Origin of the sequence: Streptomyces sp. DSM 40750 (assembly GCF_024612035.1) — a bacterium.
In the GTDB taxonomy this organism is placed as follows: Bacteria; Actinomycetota; Actinomycetes; order Streptomycetales; family Streptomycetaceae; genus Streptomyces.
In genome coordinates, this window is the sequence record NZ_CP102513.1 from 3,590,677 (window position 1) to 3,604,496 (window position 13,820).

General features: G+C 69.5%; 15 protein-coding genes and 1 tRNA gene. 11 read left to right on the forward strand and 5 right to left on the reverse strand.

Annotated features, from left to right (window positions below):
* The first annotated feature begins 4 nt into the window (after nucleotides 1–4).
* From JIX55_RS16105 to JIX55_RS16130, 6 genes are all read left to right on the forward strand, one after another.
* Nucleotides 5–256 (forward strand): hypothetical protein, encoded by a 252-nt coding sequence (locus JIX55_RS16105; RefSeq protein WP_257564021.1) that lies wholly within the window; start codon nucleotides 5–7, stop codon nucleotides 254–256.
* A complete protein-coding gene (locus JIX55_RS16110; protein ID WP_257564022.1) occupies nucleotides 256–540 on the forward strand; it encodes a hypothetical protein in 285 nt (94 codons plus the stop codon). Before JIX55_RS16105 ends, JIX55_RS16110 begins: the two co-directional genes overlap by 1 nt.
* Before the next feature lie 166 nt (nucleotides 541–706).
* Nucleotides 707–1,447: a DUF6879 family protein gene (locus JIX55_RS16115; protein WP_257564023.1), complete on the forward strand. Its 741-nt coding sequence runs from the start codon at nucleotides 707–709 to the stop codon at nucleotides 1,445–1,447.
* Nucleotides 1,444–2,292, forward strand: a complete 849-nt coding sequence (locus tag JIX55_RS16120) for a helix-turn-helix domain-containing protein (protein ID WP_257564024.1) — start codon at nucleotides 1,444–1,446, stop codon at nucleotides 2,290–2,292. The genes JIX55_RS16115 and JIX55_RS16120 overlap by 4 nt, the downstream gene beginning before the upstream one ends.
* 89 nt (nucleotides 2,293–2,381) lie before the next feature.
* Nucleotides 2,382–2,837, forward strand: coding sequence for a hypothetical protein (locus JIX55_RS16125; protein ID WP_257564025.1), 456 nt, complete (start codon nucleotides 2,382–2,384; stop codon nucleotides 2,835–2,837).
* A gap of 193 nt (nucleotides 2,838–3,030) precedes the next feature.
* Complete coding sequence (locus JIX55_RS16130; protein ID WP_257564026.1) at nucleotides 3,031–3,237, forward strand: hypothetical protein; 207 nt, start codon at nucleotides 3,031–3,033, stop codon at nucleotides 3,235–3,237.
* Between the two features lie 75 nt (nucleotides 3,238–3,312).
* Here JIX55_RS16130 and JIX55_RS16135 read toward each other — a convergent pair whose 3' ends face one another.
* Both JIX55_RS16135 and JIX55_RS16140 read right to left on the reverse strand, forming a co-directional pair.
* Nucleotides 3,313–3,546, reverse strand: coding sequence for a helix-turn-helix domain-containing protein (locus JIX55_RS16135; RefSeq protein WP_257564027.1), 234 nt, complete (start codon nucleotides 3,544–3,546; stop codon nucleotides 3,313–3,315).
* A 554-nt stretch (nucleotides 3,547–4,100) separates the two neighbouring features.
* Nucleotides 4,101–4,172 (reverse strand) — tRNA-Val (locus JIX55_RS16140).
* Between the two features lie 238 nt (nucleotides 4,173–4,410).
* Between JIX55_RS16140 and JIX55_RS16145 the strand changes: the two genes are divergently transcribed.
* From JIX55_RS16145 to JIX55_RS16155, 3 genes are all read left to right on the forward strand, one after another.
* A complete protein-coding gene (locus JIX55_RS16145; protein WP_257564028.1) occupies nucleotides 4,411–5,205 on the forward strand; it encodes a DUF4097 domain-containing protein in 795 nt (264 codons plus the stop codon).
* A gap of 101 nt (nucleotides 5,206–5,306) precedes the next feature.
* Nucleotides 5,307–6,800 carry a hypothetical protein gene (locus JIX55_RS16150; protein WP_443046426.1) on the forward strand — a complete coding sequence of 498 codons (1,494 nt, stop codon included), beginning with the start codon at nucleotides 5,307–5,309 and terminating at the stop codon, nucleotides 6,798–6,800.
* 95 nt (nucleotides 6,801–6,895) lie between these two features.
* Nucleotides 6,896–7,522, forward strand: a complete 627-nt coding sequence (locus tag JIX55_RS16155; RefSeq protein ID WP_257564030.1) for a DUF4383 domain-containing protein — start codon at nucleotides 6,896–6,898, stop codon at nucleotides 7,520–7,522.
* Nucleotides 7,523–7,543: 21 nt separating this feature from the next.
* Here the strand turns inward: JIX55_RS16155 and JIX55_RS16160 are convergent, their stop codons facing one another.
* The 3 genes from JIX55_RS16160 to JIX55_RS16170 all read right to left on the reverse strand — a co-directional run bounded on the left by JIX55_RS16160 (nucleotide 7,544) and on the right by JIX55_RS16170 (nucleotide 12,265).
* A complete protein-coding gene (locus JIX55_RS16160) occupies nucleotides 7,544–8,683 on the reverse strand; it encodes an amidase domain-containing protein (RefSeq protein WP_257564031.1) in 1,140 nt (379 codons plus the stop codon).
* A 115-nt stretch (nucleotides 8,684–8,798) separates the two neighbouring features.
* The gene (locus tag JIX55_RS16165) at nucleotides 8,799–10,091 is read right to left on the reverse strand and encodes a hypothetical protein (RefSeq protein WP_257564032.1); all 1,293 of its coding nucleotides are present in this window, start codon (nucleotides 10,089–10,091) and stop codon (nucleotides 8,799–8,801) included.
* A gap of 47 nt (nucleotides 10,092–10,138) precedes the next feature.
* Entirely contained in the window at nucleotides 10,139–12,265 is a 2,127-nt protein-coding gene (locus tag JIX55_RS16170) for a transglycosylase domain-containing protein (protein WP_257569342.1), read from the reverse strand.
* 481 nt (nucleotides 12,266–12,746) lie between these two features.
* Between JIX55_RS16170 and JIX55_RS16175 the strand changes: the two genes are divergently transcribed.
* Both JIX55_RS16175 and JIX55_RS16180 read left to right on the forward strand, forming a co-directional pair.
* Nucleotides 12,747–12,968, forward strand: coding sequence for an FmdB family zinc ribbon protein (locus JIX55_RS16175; RefSeq protein ID WP_257564033.1), 222 nt, complete (start codon nucleotides 12,747–12,749; stop codon nucleotides 12,966–12,968).
* Between the two features lie 127 nt (nucleotides 12,969–13,095).
* Entirely contained in the window at nucleotides 13,096–13,815 is a 720-nt protein-coding gene (locus JIX55_RS16180) for a DedA family protein (protein ID WP_257569343.1), read from the forward strand.
* Nucleotides 13,816–13,820 lie beyond the last annotated feature (5 nt).

The following is a 13,820-nucleotide window of genomic DNA, read 5'->3' on the forward strand; positions in this document are numbered from 1 at the left end:
CCCCATGGCCGACTTCCCCTCCACCGAGACCGTCGTCAAGACCGCGGGCACGTACGCGCGGGACCTGCTCGAGCGGGTCCTGTCGACGTTCCTCCAGAGCTTCATCGCGGGCGTGGTCGTCACCCAGCCGCTCGACGCATCCATGTGGTACGCGGCGGCGGTCGGCGGCGGCGGCGCCGTGCTCGCCCTGCTGAAGGGCCTCGTGGCGCGCTGGCGGGACGTCACGAACAGCGCGTCCCTCGCCCGGGGGGTGTGATGACCGTTCCGGAGGCGTCCGTGGCGGTGGAGCTGGAGCGCCTCCGCGGTACGGTCGCGACCGGGTTCGCCGAAGTCAAGGGCTCGCTGGGGGTGCTTGTTGAGCGGTCGGACCGCAACGAGCGTGACCTTCAGCAGCTCCGGCAGGACACCGACAAGGACATCGGTGAACTCCGCGCGGACATCGAGGCGCTGAAGAAGGGCCGGTGGCCTCTACCGACGGTCGCGGCCCTGGCCGGTGCTGTAGGCGCAGGTACGGGGTTGGTCGCTTTGCTGGCCCGCTGAATCGGTTTGCCCCCTCTCGCCTTCGGGCGGGAGGGGGCCTTTCGTCATGCCCGCTTGCGCGCAATCCCTGAGCCCCTGGACATCGGAGCAATCTCGCGCAATCACGAGGCGCGACCGGGCCATCACACGCATCCTGGATCTCCAACCAGCGCACATGGAGGGCGACATGACGCTCAGGCTTCTCGGCACCACCAGCGATGACGGTGACTGCCCCACCCTGTACGAGATCGCGGACACCGACGAGATCCTCGTCCAGGGCGACCGGGAGACCGACCCCAGCCACCTCGCCCAGCTGCGAGACGTCAAGCCGTCCGAGACCTTCGTCCGTGTCCCCCGAGACCTGCTCATCCGCTTCAGCCCCAACAGCAAGGCCGCCGAGCTCCAGCCGTTCGCCTCGATCTCGCACCTCTTCCGAGACTTCAAACACACCGCGTGGCGGCTGGAGACCCGCCGCGGCTACGCCTCCGACCGTGCCAGCGAGAAGTACCGCGAGTTCCTGGCCACGGGCACCGTGCCGGATGACTCACACCGTCCCTGGTGCGAGAACGTCCGCAACCAGACCGCCCAAGGCAAGCGGTTTGAGCGGGTGCGGCTGGTCGACGACCCGCCAACCGAGGGCCAGCGGTACCTCCTCGCGGGTGCGCCCAGCAACGTTGCCGCAGGCGAAGACATCCGGAACCTCACCCGGGCTGAAGCAGAGCAGCTGCGCCTGCCCAACTACGACTTCTGGCTCTTCGACTCGCGTACCCTCGCCCGCTTCGCTTTCGACGACGAGGACACCACCCTTGGGGTGTACGTCACCGAGGACCCGGCCGAAGTCCTCGCCGCCTGCCAGGCCCGGGACGCTGCCTGGCACCACGCGATGCGTACCGAAGAGTTCGCCAGGCAGGTACGTTCCACCATGTGACGACCGACTTCCAGACCGCTCGGGAGGCCCTCGGCGCGCGCCTGCGCGAGCTGCGCATCGAGGCCGACCTGGAAGGCAAGGACCTTGCCGCCGTGCTCGGCTGGCAGCCCTCGAAGGTCTCCCGGCTCCAGAACGGCAGGCAGACCGCGACCCGCGAGGACCTCACCGCGTGGGCGCAGGCCTGCGCCCAGCCCGAGGTGGAGGCCGAACTCCACGGGCTGCTCGCCGGGCTGGAGATGAAGCAGCGACACCGGTCCTGGCGGCGCCAGTTGGGTGGCGGACACCGCGGCCGCCAAGAGATCGCTGTTCGGCAGACCGACATCACGAAGGAGATTCGCGGCCTGGAGGTGTCGCGGATCCCGGGGCTGTTCCAGACGCCGGAGTACGCCCGGGTCATCTTCGACACCAACGCGGAGTTCCGGGGGATCCCGCCGACGACCGAGGATGCCGTCGAGGCCCGCATGCGCCGCCAGAAGGCCCTGTACGAGCCGGGCAAGACGTTCCGGTTCCTCGTGTGCGAAGCCGCGCTGTATCACCGCTCCTGCCCAGTTGATGTGATGGCTGAGCAGTTGGACCGGCTGTATGGACTGGTCGGACAACGCCGAGTCGAACTCGGCATCCTGCCCTTCGGGACGCAGCTGCGCCGTACGGCGCCGCACGCGTTCTGGATCTACGACCGCCGGTTGGTCATCGTCGAGACGATCAGCGAAGAGCTCTGGCTCACCGGCGAGGAGGACATCGAGCTGTACGAGCGGGCGTGGGACTGGCTTGCCGAATCCGCGGAGTATGGGGCGCCGGCGCGGCGTCTGATTGGTCGGGCGAGGGCCTCTTTGGACCTGGGGTAGGGGCAAGCAGCGCAAGCGGCGTCACAGGGTGCGCAATTGCGCGCAATCGGCGGGCGCACTCGCAATCGCCTCTCCTACGGTCCTGGGTCATGGCCGGACAAACTCTCACGCAGCGGCAGGCAGGCCAGAACTGGCTCCTGTCTTGCACGGACCGTCCCACCGCCGTACAGCGCGCGTGGAACGGCGAGGAGCTGGCCCCATTCCCCACCGGCCAGCACTGGCGGGTGGCGGAGGCGCCGCTCCTGCGGTCTATGACCGCGATGCGGCGCATCGGGTCGGAGCGCCTCGGCCCTGTTCTCGCTGATGTCGAGGAGGACCGGGCCTGGTGGCTCCTCCCAGCCGAGATGGGTGACGAACTGGACGATGTCCGGCAGGTAACCGTTCATCCGCCCGGCTGGGTCCTGAAGTGTCCGCCCGTCCTGTACCACCTCAACAGCCGCGTGTGGCTGGAGCGTCCGGACGGGTCTGGCCAACTGACTGATCCCGTACTGCTCGGAGCCGCGTTCGGCCCGGGTGGCCGACTTCCCGCGGAGGCCTTCGGATGAGGCAGCAGACGACTGACGAACCGCCCGTTGTTCTCATGGACCCGACGCGCCCACCGCGGCCTGCGCGAGGGTGCGACGTGTGCGAGGCGCTCGACCGGCAGCGCGCCCAGGCCGAGGACCGTGGAGACATCCGCGCGGCGACCACGTGCGAGATCGAGATCCGCCGCCACCCCCACCCCGACCGGAGCCGGCAGTGAGCGGGGTGCGGTGGCAGCCGCGCGAGGAGGGCAGCGGGCCCGGGTACTTACAGGCCGTCGCGCCCGGCGGTACGTACGCGGCCTACCACGCCTATAACAGCCACTACTACAAGTGCGACGACTGCGAGTTCGGAGAAGTCCGCTGCGAGACGGCGAAGGCGCTGTGGGCGGCGTACACCCAGGCCCGTGACGGGCCCACGTAGACCTCGGCAGCCGGTTACCCCCGTGTCGGCGCCGGGATGAGGGCGGCCGTCCGTTCGTCGGGTTCGGGCGGCCGCTCACCTCACCAGGTCTAACCGTGCTCCGAGGGCGCTCTCGATCCGCAGCAGGGTAGAGAGCCGCGCGTCGCGTTGGCCCCGTTCGAGTTCCGAGTACGCGGCCCTGTCTATGCCTGCACGCTCCGCCAGCTGCTCTTGGGTGAGGCCGGCCTCGCGCCTGGCCGAGCGGAGCCTGTCCCCGAAGGCCTGTCGCCGCTCGTCGAGCTGGACGCGGTCGGGGGGCAGGGCAGGCATGGGCACCTTGCCCAACCTGGCTTCTTCTGATCATGGAGTCTGTAGGCGAATTCGCCTGCATTTGCTGATCACAGGCAGGAGAATCACCGGACAACCGCTTGCCCCCGTCGGCGCGAGGCGAGCGGCACATGAAGCGGTCGGATCGAGGCGTACGCGTGTCCGCCGGATTCGGCCGTTAGACGCCAAGACTCAGTCAAGGCGTCCCGCCCCGGAGCTGAATGGCTCCGGGGCGGTCTACGTTGGGCACAAGAAGGCCCCCACCGATTTTCCCGGTGGGGGCCCTCTGCCTGTGGGTGCTCTCCTCCCCAGGAGACATCCCACAGGTTCGCGAGAGGCGCGTGTCAGGCGCGCGTGGGGGAGGTCACGCCTGCCCCTCTCGTGAGCGCTACTTTACGTGGGCTTTGAACATAGTCCAGTCACCCGATCGAGTGACCCGTCAGGCCATGATCACTTGGGGATGTGGACTCGATGTGGACTCTGGTCACGGAAACGGCCCCCCGGAGATCACTCCGAGGGGCCGCCATTCGGCCTATGACCTGGCCGTTAGGTCCCGGTGGGCGCGGACGGTTTCGAACCGCCGACATCCTGCTTGTAAGGCAGGCGCTCTACCCCTGAGCTACGCACCCGAGTACGAGCCGACAGCCTACATCGCCCACGGGCATGCCCCGCAAACCCGTATCAGGCGCACGCCCGGGGCCGCCCCGGGGGTTAACCCCACCGTGATCCGGGAGCAGCCCGGATCCCCCCTGACGCGCCCGCTCCGTACGGTCGAAGGACAGCGAAGGACAGTCGGCGCAGGACAGTCGGCGCAGGACAGTCCGGGACAACGGAAGACCGGAAGACCGGCCCCAGGGGGAGATCGTCATGGCGCGTACGACTCGTACGGCACGTACGGCACGCAGGTCACGCACAGGAGCCGCGGCCGTCGCCGGCCTCGCCGTCGCGCTCATGGCGTCCGTCGCCGCGTGCGGGGCGGACGCCGGGGAGGACCGGGATCCGGAGCACCGTAGCTTCGCCCTCGACGGCCGGACGCTCACCGTCGACTCGGACGACTCCGCGCTCGAACTGGTCTCGGCGGATGTGGACGACGTCGAGGTGACCCGGTGGTTCGAGGGGCGGGTCATGGTCGGCGGGAATCCGCGGGTGACCTGGGAGATGAAGGACGACCGGCTGACGCTGCGGATGAAGTGCTCGGGCATGGTCGCCGACTGCTCGGCCAAGCACCGTATCGAGGTGCCGCGCGGGGTCGCCGTCACCGTGGAGGACGGGGACGGGAGTGTGCACGCGAAGGGCTTCGCGGAGCCGCTGAGGATCCGGACGGGCGACGGTTCCGTGCGGGTCAGCGACTCCACCGGGCCCCTGGAGCTGCACACCGACGACGGCTCGGTGCGCGCGCTCGGTGTCGAGTCGCGCAGCGTCAAGGCAAGCACGAAGGACGGTTCGGTCAAGCTCGAACTCGGCGTCGTACCGGACCTGGTGGAGTCCCGCAGCGACGACGGCTCGATCAGCATCGGGCTGCCGCGCGACACCTCGTACCGGGTGGACACCGGGAGCGACGACGGTTCCGTGGATGTGTCCGTGCCCCGCGACGAGGCCAGCTCGCACGTGGTGAGCGCCCACACCCGGGACGGCTCGGTCACCGTGCGGAACGTGGGCTGAGCCCCTCACAGCGAACAGCGAACCGATCGACCCGTGTTTTCGTCCTTGACCGGTGGGAGAATGGCAACCGGCCAGGGTGGATGACAGCACGGGAGAGGGATGTGACGGCGACACCTGCAGAGCCGTACACGCCGATTGTGCCGCGCGCACAACAACCTCACAGCCGCGCACCACGGCCAGAACCCGAGAGCCGCACACCACGGCCAGAACCCCACAGCCGCGCACCACGGCCGGCCGACAGCCGTACGCCCCGCCCCCGGCGGGTCCGTCGTTCGGCGGGCCGGGACGCCGTCGCCCTTCTCGCCCTCCCCCTGCTCGCCGCGCTCGTCCTGCCCGCCGCCTTCGCCGGGGGCGGCACCCGGCGGTGGTTCGGCGGGCGGGCGGAGAGCCAGCGGGCCGAGGCGCAGGCGGCGAAGGACGCGGCGGCGGCCGCGTTCTACGAGCTGGACACCGCCCAGCGGGATCTCCGGATCTCGATAGAGACGATCACGGCGGTGGACGACTCCCCCGCCGCCCGGCAGGCCGTCTCCGGTTTCGAGGCGCTGGGGCGGCGGATCGACGAGGTCAGCCACCAGTACATCAACGCCGTCGACGCCCACGACCTGGACCGGGACGACCTGGAGGCGTCCGTCGCCGCCCGGGCCCGGACCGAGTTGACCGCCGCCAAGGACGAGCTGGGGCGGGTCAAGCAGGAGCTGGACCGTTTCGCCCAGGGGCTCGGGCCGCTGCTCGGCACGGCCGAGACCCAGCTGGCCCGGCTGGTCCCGGCGGTGGAGCGCGCCCGGCAGGGCCTGCTCGCCGCCTCCAACGCCCTTGACGCCGTACGGGGTTCGGGGCTCAGGGCCGACGATCTCGCCGCCCGGCTCGCAGCCCTCGCGCCCGAGCTGACCAAGCTCAACCAGGGTGCGGGGCAGCATGGCGTACGGGAGACGCTGGAGCGTGCCGACCGGGTCGTGCGGGAGGCGGAGGCGGTGCGGGCGGAGGCCGAGCGGCTGCCGGAGAAGGCCGCCGAGATCGACCACCGGCTGGTCTCGCTGCGCACCCGCGCGGAGGCGCTGGGCACCCGGGCGGGGCAGGTGCCGCAGATACTGAGCGAGCTGCGGCGGCGGTTCGTGGCGGCCTGCTGGCAGGACCTCCAGCAGGTGCCGGACCAGGCCACGCGGGACGTCGAGCAGGCCCAGCTGAAGCTGCGCGAGGCGCGGGCCGCGCGGGACGCCCAGCGCTGGCCGGACGCGACCTCGCTGCTGTCGACGGCACGGGCGCTGCTGAACCACACCGACGAGGCGGTCTCGGCGGCGGGCGACCGGCTGCGGCGGCTGAACGCCGTGCAGAAGGACTCCCAGCAGGAGATCGACCGGACCCGGTTCGCGATCCGGGACGCCCAGCGCCTGGCCATGGCCGGCCGTTCCACGCCCGACCCGCGGCACGCCCGCCCGCTGGACGACTCCGTCGCCCGGCTGGACCGCGCGATCGCCACGCTGGAGGGCCGCCACCCCGACTACTGGCACTTCCTGACGGAGACCGAGGCGGTACGGCAGGCCGTGGCCGGGGTCGTCGACCACATCCGCAAGGAGCGCGGGGCGGGCGCCACCTGAAGCCTGAGCCACTGGGTTGCCCGCCGGAGCCCCCCGGCGGATGCTGAAGGGGTAGACAGGCCTCCGCTCACACCCGAACCCGATGGGAGGCGGACATGGCCACGCATGCCACGCACTCACTGCGTCCGAAGGGCCGGCACGCGGGTCCCCGGCGGCGGATCAGGATCGACGAGCATCTTCCCGTCGACCACCGCCTCAGCAGGGTCTACCGGTTCGGTGCGGGCCTGATGGGTCTGTTCCTGCTCGTCTTCGGCATCCTGGGCCTCATCGACAAGGTGGGCTGGTTCGACACCCGCGGTGACGAGGTCGTGGGGCTGAGCACCAACGGCACGCTGAGCGTCCTGTCGGTCGCCGTGGGGCTGCTGCTGCTCGTCGGGATGGTGATCGGCGGCAACTTCGCCTCCACGCTGAACATGACGCTGGGCGTCCTGTTCATCCTGAGCGGCTTCGGCAACATGGCCCTGCTGGACACCGACTCCAACTTCCTGGCGTTCCGCATCCAGAACGTGCTGTTCAGCTTTGTCGTCGGCATCCTGCTGATGACGTTCGGGATGTACGGCAGGGTCGGCACGGCGCTGCCGCACGACAACCCGTACTGGCGGGCCCGCCACCCGCAGGAGTCGGAACGCGAGATGCGGCGCAAGGCGGGGGTGGGGATGGCGAAGCTGACGCGGGCCGACGCCCTCCCCGAGTCCGAAACGGGCGGGAAGGACGCCGGCTGACACCTGGTGGGGCCTGGCGGCTCAGGTGCGGTACGCGTAGTAGTTCGCGGTCGGGTACGAGGCGATGACGCTCGCGACCGAACGGCGGTAGGTGTCCGCGTCGTGGTACGTCAGGTACGGGACGCCGCTGGAGCTGCGGTAGGTCGTCATCATGGAGTGGTCCTTGGACCCGTCCGCGTTGAAGTCCACCTGCATCACGTCACCGATGTCCATCTGGTAGACGTTCGCGAGCGCGGTGGTCCGCTTGGCGGTCTGGGTGAACCAGGACCACTCGTCGACGCCGATCCAGGCGTCGGCCGTGCCGTTCGACGCGTAGTACCAGGTGTCGTACTCCTCGGGCGTGACCGTGGAGATCTGCTTCCAGCCGCCCGCCAGGAGGCCCTGGCTGAGGTAGTTGGTGCAGTCGCCGCCGACCGCGTTGTACTTGCGGTACGCCGGGTTGTAGTCCTTCCAGTACTTCTCGGTGTACGTCGCCATCGCCCTGTAGTCGTAGGCACCGCCGGTGAGCGTCTTCGGCTTGGCCGCCGGGTTGCGGGTGGTGGCCGCCTTCGGGGCGTTGATGATGGCCATCGGCGTACGGCCCAGCTTGGCGTCCGCCGCCGGGACGACCGGCTCGTTGATGCGCGGGGCGCCGCCGTCCGTGGAGCGCATGGCGGTCAGCTGCCACGTGCCGGCGGTGGCGGTGAAGGTGAGTACGTGGTGCGCCTCGAAGCCCGTGGAGGCGGGCTCGTCGCCGCGTATCTTCTTGTACTTCAGGGTCGTGGTCTCGGTGACCTTGACCGTGGCCTTCTTGCCCTTGACCTCGGCGCCGTCGACGGTGACCTTCGTGTCCGCCGACGTGTACGCCTCGCCCAGGGCGGCGAGCCGGGACTTGGTGCCCTTGAGGGCGGACAGCTTGCCGTCCTCGGCCTTCTTCTGGGCCGCGGACAGCTTGACGCCACCCGTGGGCTTCAGCGACTTGCGGGCGGCCTTGCCGCCGAGCAGGACGGCCGTGCGGTCGGTGAGCACGTTGTCCGCGACGCGGCCGAAGGCGTCCTTGGTGGCGCTCGTGACCTTGGGCGTCGACGCGGCGGCGTTCGCGGCGGTGACGGGCAACAGTGCGGATGCCAGCACGGCGGCTGCGAGGGTCGAGCCTGCGAGGCTCAACGTCCTTGATCTCACTGGGATTCTCCTTGACCCCGGGTTGGTCGTACCCGGGAGCGAATCTTTACATGACCTCCTCAAGTGGAGTGAGGTCGGGGGGAATAACAAGTGCACAACATGGGTATCCACGCGGCTACTTCACGACCGTCGCCCAGTCGTCCGGAGCCTGGGCGGGGTCGAGTCCGCGCAGGTTCGCCAGGGTCTCCGGCGTCTGTACGTCCATCCAGTCGGCCAGTTCGTCGAAGGACACGCACTTCACGTCCTTCTTCACGCACACGTTCTTGATGACCTCGTCGACGGCGTTCATGTAGATGCCGCCGTTCCACTGCTCGAAGTGGTTGCCTATGAACAGGGGCGCCCGGCTGACGTAGTAGACCCGGTTGAAGCCCGCCATGTAGGTGTCGATGGTCTCCTGCTGCCACGTCGGGTGCATGGCCGGATCGCCCTCGGTCTGGCCCTCGGACTGGTTGTAGAGGAAGTTGAAGTCCATCGACAGCGCCTGGTACTCGTCGTTGTACGGGAGCATCTGCAGCGGGAAGTCCCAGAGGCCGTTCTTCTTGCCGGGCCATACCTGGAAGGCGCCCGGCGAGCTGGCGTCGTAGCGGTAGCCGAAGTCCTTGGCGGCCTTCAGCAGGTTCGCCTGACCCTCCAGACAGGGGGCGCGGCCGCCCTTGATGGCCTTGATGTCGAAGGGCAGCGGATCGGCGTCGGTGTAGCCGGTGTTGGTCTTCCACTTCTCCAGGAAGGAGTTGAACTCCTCGATCTCCTGCTTCCACTCGGCGACGCTCCAGTCGGCGCCGCCCTTCGCGCCGCAGAAGTGGCCGTTGAAGTGGGTGCCGATCTCGTTGCCCTCCTCCCACGCCTTGCCGAGCTGCTCCAGGGTGGTGCGGACGTGTTCGTCGGTGGGGTAGCTGATCGCGGCGGAGCCCTTGTCGTGCTGCGGCGGGTCGTAGAGGCTCCGCTTGTCCTTGGGCAGCAGATAGATGCCGGTGAGGAAGAACGTCATATGGGCGTCGTACTTCTTCGCCATCTCCCGGTAGTGCTGGAAGAGTTCGTCGTCGCCGGCGAGCGCGCCGTCCCAGGAGAAGACGACGAACTGCGGCGGCTTCTCGCCCTTCTTGAGCGGTACGGCCTTCAGCCGCCCCTTCTGCGGGCCGGTGTAGGAGGTGGAGCCATCCCCGATGATCTTCGTCTTGCCGTCCCACTCGGGCTCCTCGGAGGCCTTGGTGGACCCCTTGCCGCTCCCGCTGCCGGCCGAGGAGGCGGTCGGCGCGGTGTCGGCCGAACGATTAAGCACCAGATAACCGCCGACCAGCGAGGCGACCACGAGGAGCGCGGCCAGGGTGAGGAACTGCGGGCGGGTGGTGCGGCGCGGCGGGCGGGCCTTGCGACGGCGGCCCCGGTGCGGCTTGCTGCCAGGCTTCATGTACGGCTCATTCTGCGAGGGTGGCGGGTGCGGGTGCTCATCGGTGATCAGCCGATACTCATCGCACTGGACCAGATGTCGTAGGGGACGCCGGAGTTGGGCGTTCCGGCGATCCCGTCGAGCGCCAGCGGCTCCAGGCTCTCGGTGAGGTCGATGCGGTAGACGACGACGGCGGTCGACACGTCCTTCGCCGTCCCGACGTACCAGGCGGCCTTGTCGTCCTGTGTGGTCCCGCCCTTGCCGGCCACCTCGAAGGAGGCGGCGCCGGGCGAGGTGGGGTGGGCGGTGCGGAAGGCGTCCGTGAGCGCCGAGGTGACCTGGGCGGCCACCTTGGCGCCCACGGCACGCTTCGGCTTCGGGGTGGCCAGGGCGATCTTGGACCCGTTGTGGGTCACCTTCCGCACGGAGTACGGCTCGGTGTGCTTGCCCAGGGCGGCGAAGGTGCTGTAGCCGCTGGCCATGCGGATCGCGCTGGGCGTGGCGCTGCCCACGGACAGCGCGGGCACCTGCGCCCCGAAGCTGGAGGAGAGCAGTCCTGCCGCCTCGGCGGTGTCGCGGACCTTGTCCAGGCCGGTGTCCATGCCGAGCTGCATGAACGGCGTGTTCACCGAGTTGGCGAGCGCGTCGTGCAGGGTGATCGGCCCCCAGGACTTCTTGCCGTCGTTCTTGGCGGAGACCTGATCGCCGTCCCGGTCCCAGTACGGCCCCTCGGGGGTGGTCACCGGGACGGCGTCGTTTCCGTCGTAGACCGTCTCCGGGGTGACAGGTGTAGCCGCGCCGCCGCGTTCCTTGACGACACCGTGTTCCAGGCCCGCGGCGTAGACGAAGGGCAGGAAGGCCGAGCCGGACGGGACGGTGGTCGCGTTCGACTCGTTGTAGCCCTGTTCACGGTGGTCGGGGCCGCCGTAGACGGCGAGTATCCGTCCGTCGGCGGCGACCGAGGAGGCTCCGAAGTGGGCGGTCTTCGCCTTCTTCGGAGCGTCCTTCCGCACCTCCTCGCGCGCCTTGGTGACGGCGTCGGTCAGCTCGGTCTGCCGCTTGCGGTCGAAGGTCGTGTAGATCTGGTAGCCGCCCCGGTCGAACTCCTGGTCGGTGATGTTCGCGGCCTTCTTGGCGTACTGGGAGGCCAGCACCACCAGGTAGTCGCTCTGCTTGCCGGTGTCGTACTGGTTCGCCTGCTTGATCGGCTCGGGGAACTTCGTGTACTTGGCGCGCTCGGTCTTGGACAGCTTCCCGATGGTCACCATCCGGTCCAGGATCCACTCCCAGCGCTCGACCGCCCGGTCGCGGTTGGCCTGGCTGAGGGAGGGGTCGTAGAGGCCCGCGCCCTTGAGGAGGGAGGCGAGGACCGCGGCCTCGCTGACGTTCAGCTCGTTGACGTCCTTGCCGTAGTACGCCTGGGCCGCCCGCTGGATGCCGTAGGTGCCGCGGCCGAACCAGCTGGTGTTGAGATAGCCCTCAAGGATCCTGTCCTTGCTCATCTTGTTGTCGAGCTTGAGGGCGATCATGGCCTCGTCGAACTTGCGCCCGAGCGAGCGGTCCTGTGACAGGTACACGTTCTTGACGTACTGCTGGGTGATCGTCGAGCCGCCCTGGGTGTCGCCCTCGCCGACGGTGCGCACCAGCGCGCGGGTGATGCCGCTGACGGAGATGCCGGGGTCCGAGTAGAAGCTCGCGTTCTCCGCCGCGAGGACCGCCCAGCGCACGTCCTCGGGGACGTCCTTGAGCGGCATCGCCTGGCGCCGCACCCAGCCCGTGCGGGCCATGGGGGTGCCGTCGGACCAGAAGTACACGTTGTCCTGCTGGGTGGCGAAGGTGTTGAGGTCGTCCGGTATCTCCGTGGTGGCGTAGGCGACGGTCAGCAGCATGGTGCTGATGCCCACGGTCAGGCCGGCGGCCCCCAGCGACTGCCGCCAGGACGGCACCCAGCGACGCCAGTCGGTCCGGCCGGGGCGCGGGTACCGCGGACGCAGCCGGCGGGCGAAAGGGACGAAGGGGTCGAGTCGCGCGCCGACAGAGGCGGAGAACCTGGCGCGAACAGACGGCCTGGGCGCCTTGCGTCTTCCCCGTTTCTCCGGTTGCGACTGCTCGTTCCGGCCGTCGAGCGCGTCCAGGTCGAGGACCCGCAGCTGCATGGTCTCGTCCGCCGCGACGACGGGGAGCTTCAACTGCATGGTGAGATCGGACTCCCGGGGCGCCTCCTGAGGCTCCTCCCGCCCCTTCGCCGCCTCCCGTCGGCGCCGCGCGCGGCCTTCGTCCTCGGAGCCGGTCCTGCTCTCCGGGCTAGCCACGGCGAGCCCCCTCGCGCGGGCGGCCCGAGCGATGCGCAGCAACGATTCGGCAGCGCGCGGCAACGTTTCGCTCGCGCACGGCGACTATCCGACCGGGAGACGTGGCTCCCGATCGACAAAGGACAGCAGTCATTACTGTCCCCCCCTCCCCACTTGGCATCGCCTGCGTGGACAAGTCGCAGCCGCCACACTCGCGGCTACGAGCCCCCTGTTCCCCCGGCCTGTCGGCCTCCACACAGCGACCACAAATTATCAGTCACTTTCACAACTGCTTCGGTCGGCAGCGTGAAAATTTAGCCAGAAAGACCGACCAGCCCGAACCGAGGCCTCCTGCCGCCACCCCGGCGCCGGTTAGCCTGTGCCCATGCCTCGCTATGAGTACCGCTGCCGGACCTGCGGCGACACCTTCGAACTGAGCCGCCCGATGGCCGAGTCGTCCGCCCCCGCGGACTGCCCCGTGGGCCACTCCGACACGGTCAAACTGTTGTCGACGGTCGCGGTCGGCGGCTCGGCCGCGGCGTCCGCGCCCGCACCCCGGGCGGGCGGCGGCGGGGGCGGATGCTGTGGTGGCGGCTGCTGCGGTTGATCAACACACTTCGATCAACGGCCACCGGGACGGAAGCGTTCAACGGTCCGCCGGCCACACCCTGACCGTTCACCCGTCCCTCAGGCTCTCTTCAGCTTCGCCCGCCTAGCGTACCCCCATGACAGCCATGCAAGCGGAGTCGATGAGCGGCGCACCCCTGTGGGTCATCGGTCTGATGGATCTCCTGGGGGCGCCGGGCGCGGGCCTGGCCGTGGCGCTGGAGAACCTCTTCCCGCCGATACCCAGTGAGGTCATCCTCCCCCTCGCCGGCTTCGCCGCGAGCACCGGCCGGATGGACCTCCTGGCCGCCCTGTTCTGGACCACCGTCGGCTCCGTCGTGGGCGCCCTCGCCCTCTACGGCGTCGGCGCCCTCCTCGGCCGCGACCGCACGGTCGCCATCGCCGCCAAGCTGCCCCTCGTCAAGGTCTCGGACATCGAGAAGACGGAGGCCTGGTTCCTCAGGCACGGCACCAAGGCGATCTTCTTCGGCCGCATGATCCCCGTCTTCCGCAGCCTCATCTCCGTACCGGCCGGCGTGGAACGCATGCCCCTCCCCGTCTTCACCCTCCTCACCACCCTGGGCAGCGCCCTGTGGAACACGGCCTTCGTCCTGGCCGGCTACTTCCTGGGCGCCAACTGGGCGGAGGTGACGGCGATCGTCTCGACGTACTCGAAGCTCGTGCTGGGAGCCGCGGCCCTGGCGGTGCTGGCGTTCCTGCTGGCCCGCCTCCTGAGGAGGGGCAGCGCTCCAGGGGCGCGGGGCTGCGTCAATGTGCGGCTCCGCCGCGGGGCGCGACAAGCCACGGACGACCCGCAGCCCGCACACCACAGCGCCCCCGCCCCCTGACCGGC

What these genes read in the sequence shown, in the direction of transcription:
- JIX55_RS16105 (WP_257564021.1), top strand. Translation starts at nt 5, where the DNA reads ATGGCCGACTTCCCCTCCACCGAGACCGTCGTCAAGACCGCGGGCACG.
- JIX55_RS16110 (WP_257564022.1), top strand. Translation starts at nt 256, where the DNA reads ATGACCGTTCCGGAGGCGTCCGTGGCGGTGGAGCTGGAGCGCCTCCGC.
- JIX55_RS16115 (WP_257564023.1), top strand. Translation starts at nt 707, where the DNA reads ATGACGCTCAGGCTTCTCGGCACCACCAGCGATGACGGTGACTGCCCC.
- JIX55_RS16125 (WP_257564025.1), top strand. Translation starts at nt 2,382, where the DNA reads ATGGCCGGACAAACTCTCACGCAGCGGCAGGCAGGCCAGAACTGGCTC.
- JIX55_RS16135 (WP_257564027.1), bottom strand. Translation starts at nt 3,546, where the DNA reads ATGCCTGCCCTGCCCCCCGACCGCGTCCAGCTCGACGAGCGGCGACAG.
- JIX55_RS16145 (WP_257564028.1), top strand. Translation starts at nt 4,411, where the DNA reads ATGGCGCGTACGACTCGTACGGCACGTACGGCACGCAGGTCACGCACA.
- JIX55_RS16155 (WP_257564030.1), top strand. Translation starts at nt 6,896, where the DNA reads ATGGCCACGCATGCCACGCACTCACTGCGTCCGAAGGGCCGGCACGCG.
- JIX55_RS16165 (WP_257564032.1), bottom strand. Translation starts at nt 10,091, where the DNA reads ATGAAGCCTGGCAGCAAGCCGCACCGGGGCCGCCGTCGCAAGGCCCGC.
- JIX55_RS16170 (WP_257569342.1), bottom strand. Translation starts at nt 12,265, where the DNA reads ATGCAGTTGAAGCTCCCCGTCGTCGCGGCGGACGAGACCATGCAGCTG.
- JIX55_RS16175 (WP_257564033.1), top strand. Translation starts at nt 12,747, where the DNA reads ATGCCTCGCTATGAGTACCGCTGCCGGACCTGCGGCGACACCTTCGAA.
- JIX55_RS16180 (WP_257569343.1), top strand. Translation starts at nt 13,096, where the DNA reads ATGCAAGCGGAGTCGATGAGCGGCGCACCCCTGTGGGTCATCGGTCTG.